Consider the following 5,490-nt stretch of genomic DNA (forward strand, 5'->3'; position numbering starts at 1 on the left):
CGCCCATGCTGGGCGCACATAAAAGAGATGAGCAAAGTTTCACTTCGCTCATCTCTTTCTTACAGGCAATCTTTCGGCAAGATTCCGTCCGACGCGTCCCTTCAACCAATAGGCATGTCGTATTTTTGATTTGGGTTGATGTGAGAAAAGACACTAGAGGAAACCTGTGTTTTAAAATCACGCATTCACATTAATCGGAATAATGTGCGTGTCACCGAAACAATTCCGTTTTAAGCATCTTAGTTTCCATATACTAAAAACACATGAACACTGGGTTCTTGGCGCATCAATTTTATATATTTATTTTAAATAGGGTCCTGATCTTTTCTATGATCAGCCCCTATTTTCGTATTATAAATGGCTATGTCGTTAAAAAATCTAGTGGCTTCCGTTTCAAAGCACTTTCATGTTTCGAAGCTAGCGTTACGATTTAGAACCTGCGAACATTTTCTGTGGGCGTTTTGGGATAAAGACCCACCTGATAACACACATATTATCATCTTTCATATAGTAAACAATAAACTCATCATGGAGGGGAATTTAATGATAATACATGTGGTTCAAAGTGGCGAAGCGCTATGGCAGATAGCAAGTCGTTATACTATAGATATTAACTCGATTGTACAATTAAATGAATTACCGAACCCAAATCAATTAGTAATTGGGCAATCGATAGTAATACCAGTACCTGGAACCTCACATATCGTTAAATACGGAGAAGCGTTGTGGTCAATTTCCCAACAGTACGATGTAACAATAAGCGATATTGTTCAAACTAACCAATTAACCGATCCAAACCTTCTTTATCCTGGGACTACACTGATTATTCCACCAGTAACGCATCAAGTAGAACCTGGAGAAACACTATGGGTAATTGCTCAGCAATATGGGACTACTATCCAGGCGATTATTTTTGAAAATCAAATTGTAAATCCAAACTTGATATACCCAGGTGTACAGTTAGCAATTCCAAGACCAAAGCCAACAATTGAAGTTAATGCCTACACCTATCAGTCTAATCAAGCGGCTGTAGAATCAATCAACAAACATGGGGATCTTCTAACCTACTTGAGTCCCTTTGCATATCTCATCACAGAAAACGGAACGCTTTCTCCAATGAGTGATGAAGCGATGATCCCTGCCGCATTAGAGGAAAATGTTGTTCCGATGATGTCGATTACCAATTTTACTACAACAGCGGCAGGATCTAATCTTGCACATAACGTGTTAGCTACACCCGAATACAAAGAAAATCTACTAACTGACATCATAAGTATCATGGAAGAAAAGGGTTATCAAGGTCTAAATGTTGACTTTGAAAATGTATTACCAGCGGATCGTGAGTTGTATAACGAATTTTTGCAACAAACGGTTGATCGTTTACATCGTCTCGGATATTTCGTATCCACTGCTGTAGCACCAAAAGTAAGTGGTACACAAGCTGGACTTTTATATGAAGCACATGATTATGAGGCACATGGTAGAATCGTTGATTTTGTCATATTAATGACATACGAATGGGGGTATCGTAAAGGACCGCCACAAGCAATTTCACCAATAAACGAAATGCGCCGTGTAGTGGAATATGCTTTATCTGTTATTCCACCAGAAAAAATCGTTTTAGGATTCCAAATTTATGCCCGTGATTGGGTATTGCCACATGTCTCAGGTCAAGAAGCAAAAACCTTTAGTCCTCAAAAAGCTATTAGTCTTGCTGTTCAATATGGTGCAACAATTCAATATGATACTAGAACTCAATCACCCTTTTTCCGTTATGAAGAAGAGCAGGGACGAAGCCATGAAGTATGGTTTGAGGATGCCCGAAGTGCTCAAGCAAAATTCGATATGGTAAAGCAATATAATTTGAGAGGAATTAGTTACTGGGCTTTAGGTTATCCTTACCCTCAAAACTGGGCGCTATTAAATGACAATTTTAATGTTCTAAAGTTGATATAAAAGGATAAATTGAAAGTAAAAACAAAAAAAGAGGCTGTCTAATAAGTCCCTAAAATAAAACAGGTGAAGGAAAACGCCTCGTTTTTCTTCACCTGTTTTTATGTTTTTACTTATTGATCTATAAAATAGCTGGCGGATCCCTTACTACCTTTAAGAGATACTGTTCCAATGCCGTAATCCCAACCTCAGTGTGCAACGAGGAGACTCACGGACCGCCTCCGCCTGAAACGGAAATCGACAGCGTCATTTTTATATGAAGAGAGGGCTGCCCTTAAAAGTCCATTTCTGTGACTTTTGGGACAGCCCTTTGGTAATATAAAACACTTTCGGTTAGATAATTTAATTGACTGGATTTTTGCTTTGTTATTTCATTTAATTTTCGCGTAAACACATGTATCACGAACATACTTTCCATCACCAGATAGTGAATCTTGTTTTAATATACCTTCTAATGTGAAATTCAATCGTTCCGCAATAGCTCGGCTTCTCACGTTATCTGTATCACAACGTATCTCTACTCTTCTAGCACCAAACTCTTCGAATGCAAACTCAGTTAATCGTTCGGCAGCTTCTGTCATATAGCCTTTACCTTCAAAACGACTGTCTAACCAGTAACCAATTTCAACCTTCGGAATGGCCCAATTTATTCGGTGAAAGCCGCTTGACCCGATAAATTCACCTGTATCTTTTAAAAATAAATGCAGACGTAGATCTTTTCTTGTAGTAAAGTCAGCAACAGCTTGGCGAAGGTTTTCGGTTACTTCCTCGATTTTTTGATCATTTTGTGCCCATGGCATCCATTGTTTTAATGCTTTACTAGAGATTTTTAAACTTTCCCAAACAAGTGGTGCATCCTCCACTTTTGGTGCACAAATTATTAAACGTTTAGATTCAAAAAGATCAGGAAATGTAAGCATTGCTGTATGTGTTTTCGCTTCCACTTGCTCATTTCCCTGTTGATCATCCCATAATAAAGGTGTTGTTATACCATCTATAAAGTCATCTCTAGTGATACCATATGTGATGGCATCATAATAGGAGTTTTCTCTTGGTGAAAACCAAGCTTTACGATGATGCCCTTCTTTAACAAACCCTGCCCGCTCAAATGTTTTACGCATTGCAAAGTTGTCTTGACGTGTATGGCCTTCTACTCGAATTTTCTTTTCAGGTAGTTTAAATACATACTCTGTCACTTCTTTTAGAGCAGCAGGACCATAACCGTGACCGCGATAACTTTCAGCGATTCGTAAATCGAACACGGGAATTTCATCTTGTAAATCAAAAACTTTGACGATTCCAACTTTCTCTTGTTTCTCATTTTGGACCCAAAATGTTTTGACTTCGTCTGATTCGTAACCACCTTCTTCAATTGCCTTTTCAATAATTTCCCTTGCAGGATTTGAATTCCCATGGAACGGCCAGGTGTTAGTGGTCATAAAGTGAATAAGTTGTTCTTGTTCTTCCATTGTCCATTCTGTTAAACGCATACTATTCCCCCGAACTGTGTTACTTTTGAACTTGCAGCAATCTCATTTGATTTATTGCAATGAGTTGTTGAACCCAATATTATTGCAATCCAAGAGTTCGTAGTAACGCTACTATTTTAAAACCTAATGCAAACATAATATTTTCTCTAATAATGTGCAATGTTTTTCTAGTTATTGATATAATAGTTTTTATAAATTTTTATTTGTAGTTGACATCTTAATTAGTAAATCCTTGTTCCATATTCATTAATAAGGGTTCTCGAATTTAAATCAACTTTCTGAAAAAAGAGGATTACAATTTACTTTAGAGAATATATCTACTATGGAACAACTGTATATTTTTTTGATAATATATTATTTGTATCCTATTTTGAAATCATTACATAAACCACCACCTATGGAGGATTGAATATGTATAAAAAAATTTTAGTAGCTGTAGATGGTTCTGTTCATTCAAAACGAGCGGCAAATCACGCTGTCTTCTTAGCAAGCATCTCTGAGGATGTACAGGTAACTCTTTTGTATGTTTTGGATTATGATAGAACACAAACTGATATCGTCCAGAATATGAGTAGCGAAGAGTTGCACATTGACCGCAAAAATAAAATTATGCCCATTAAAGAAATGTTCACATCTAAAGGGATTTCAACGGAAATAAAATTACTCCACGGTGACGCAGGTCCATTAATTGTAGAACACGCTAACATGGAAAATTATGATATTGTTATAATTGGCAGTCGTGGTCTCAATACACTTCAAGAAATGGTGCTCGGTAGCGTTAGCCATAAAGTTGCAAAAAGAGTCCATTCACCTGTTTTATTAATAAAATAAGTAAAGGCTGACCCGTTGTTGGTCAGTCTTTGTTTTAATTAGGAGATGGTGGCGTTGAATAAGGGTGAATTAAATTTAATTACGGATGTACCAGGGGTAAAAGTTGGGCATGTCACTTTGGATAAAACCATTAACGATAAAGATTCGATTTGTACAGGAGTTACAGCTATTTTGCCACATGATGGGAACCTCTTCCTTCAAAAAGTCCATGCTGCGAGCTTTGTCCTAAACGGTTTTGGTAAAACTGCTGGTCTTATACAACTTGAAGAGTTAGGTTTGATGGAATCACCAATAATGCTCACAAATACTTTTAGCGTTGGGGCTGTTTTAGAAGGAACACTCTCGTATATGTTGGAACAAAACCCATCAATAGGGGACTCCACAAGTTCTCTTAATATAGTTGTTGGTGAGTGTAACGATAGCTACTTAAACTCAATGCGTCTCTTAGCTGTTCGTCCAACACATGCTATTCAAGCATTACAAGCATCATCAACAGGACACTTTCAACAAGGAGCTGTTGGTGCTGGTAAAGGGATGATCTGTTACGGAGTCAAAGGTGGCATTGGTAGTTCCTCGAGAGTTGCTGTAAACGGAGATCACTCGTTCGTAGTAGGCGTTCTTACACTTACCAACTTTGGACGTGCTGGAGAGTGTAGGATTTCTCAATGGGAACAAGATAGTTTAGACAAACCAGATGGGTCTGTCATTATCGTGGTTGCTACAAATGCCCCCATCAACGCACGCCAATTAAAACGTTTAGCCAAACGGGCAGCTATTGGCCTAGGTCGTACAGGAACGCACATACATAATGGGAGTGGCGATATTATCATCGCTTTTTCTAATGCTAATACAATTAATCACGAGTCGGATAGTGCGTTTGAAACACAACCAATTCTGCGAGATGATCACCCGTTAATGAATGAGTTATTTCAAGCAACGATTGAAGCAACTGAGGAGGCCATCTATCAATCCATACGCCATGCAAAAACCACAACTGGTCGGTTAGGAAGAGTGATCGAAAAAGGGGTGTTTTTCTAACAAAAAGACTATCACTTCACCCAGTAACTAATAATTTTTTTATAAAAATAGTATTGGGTTGTATCGATAAACAACTGCACTACAATAACTTTAATAAGAGAATCCGGGCAAAGTGACACCCGTTCCTTTAAGAAAGCATACAGTATCCACTTTGGTTTATGGTATGATTTCCGTTACA

4 protein-coding genes are annotated in these 5,490 nt (G+C 37.9%); 3 read left to right on the forward strand and 1 reads right to left on the reverse strand.

Annotation, left to right across the window (positions count from 1 at the left end):
• The first annotated feature begins 543 nt into the window (after positions 1 to 543).
• The gene (locus tag B371_RS0101870) at positions 544 to 1,956 is read left to right on the forward strand and encodes a LysM peptidoglycan-binding domain-containing protein (RefSeq protein ID WP_019412621.1); all 1,413 of its coding nucleotides are present in this window, start codon (positions 544 to 546) and stop codon (positions 1,954 to 1,956) included.
• Positions 1,957 to 2,324: 368 nt separating this feature from the next.
• Here B371_RS0101870 and B371_RS0101875 read toward each other — a convergent pair whose 3' ends face one another.
• Positions 2,325 to 3,443, reverse strand: a complete 1,119-nt coding sequence (locus B371_RS0101875; protein ID WP_019412622.1) for a GNAT family N-acetyltransferase — start codon at positions 3,441 to 3,443, stop codon at positions 2,325 to 2,327.
• A 411-nt stretch (positions 3,444 to 3,854) separates the two neighbouring features.
• Between B371_RS0101875 and B371_RS0101880 the strand changes: the two genes are divergently transcribed.
• A complete protein-coding gene (locus tag B371_RS0101880; RefSeq protein WP_019412623.1) occupies positions 3,855 to 4,274 on the forward strand; it encodes a universal stress protein in 420 nt (139 codons plus the stop codon).
• Between the two features lie 54 nt (positions 4,275 to 4,328).
• Entirely contained in the window at positions 4,329 to 5,312 is a 984-nt protein-coding gene (locus B371_RS0101885) for a P1 family peptidase (RefSeq protein WP_019412624.1), read from the forward strand.
• Positions 5,313 to 5,490: the final 178 nt, after the last annotated feature.

It is taken from the genome of Paenisporosarcina sp. TG20 (genome assembly GCF_000286315.1).
Classification (GTDB): Bacteria; Bacillota; Bacilli; order Bacillales_A; family Planococcaceae; genus Paenisporosarcina.

Excerpts from the sequence above, each read along its gene's own strand:
- B371_RS0101870 (WP_019412621.1), top strand. The coding sequence starts at position 544 with ATGATAATACATGTGGTTCAAAGTGGCGAAGCGCTATGGCAGATAGCA.
- B371_RS0101875 (WP_019412622.1), bottom strand. The coding sequence starts at position 3,443 with ATGCGTTTAACAGAATGGACAATGGAAGAACAAGAACAACTTATTCAC.
- B371_RS0101880 (WP_019412623.1), top strand. The coding sequence starts at position 3,855 with ATGTATAAAAAAATTTTAGTAGCTGTAGATGGTTCTGTTCATTCAAAA.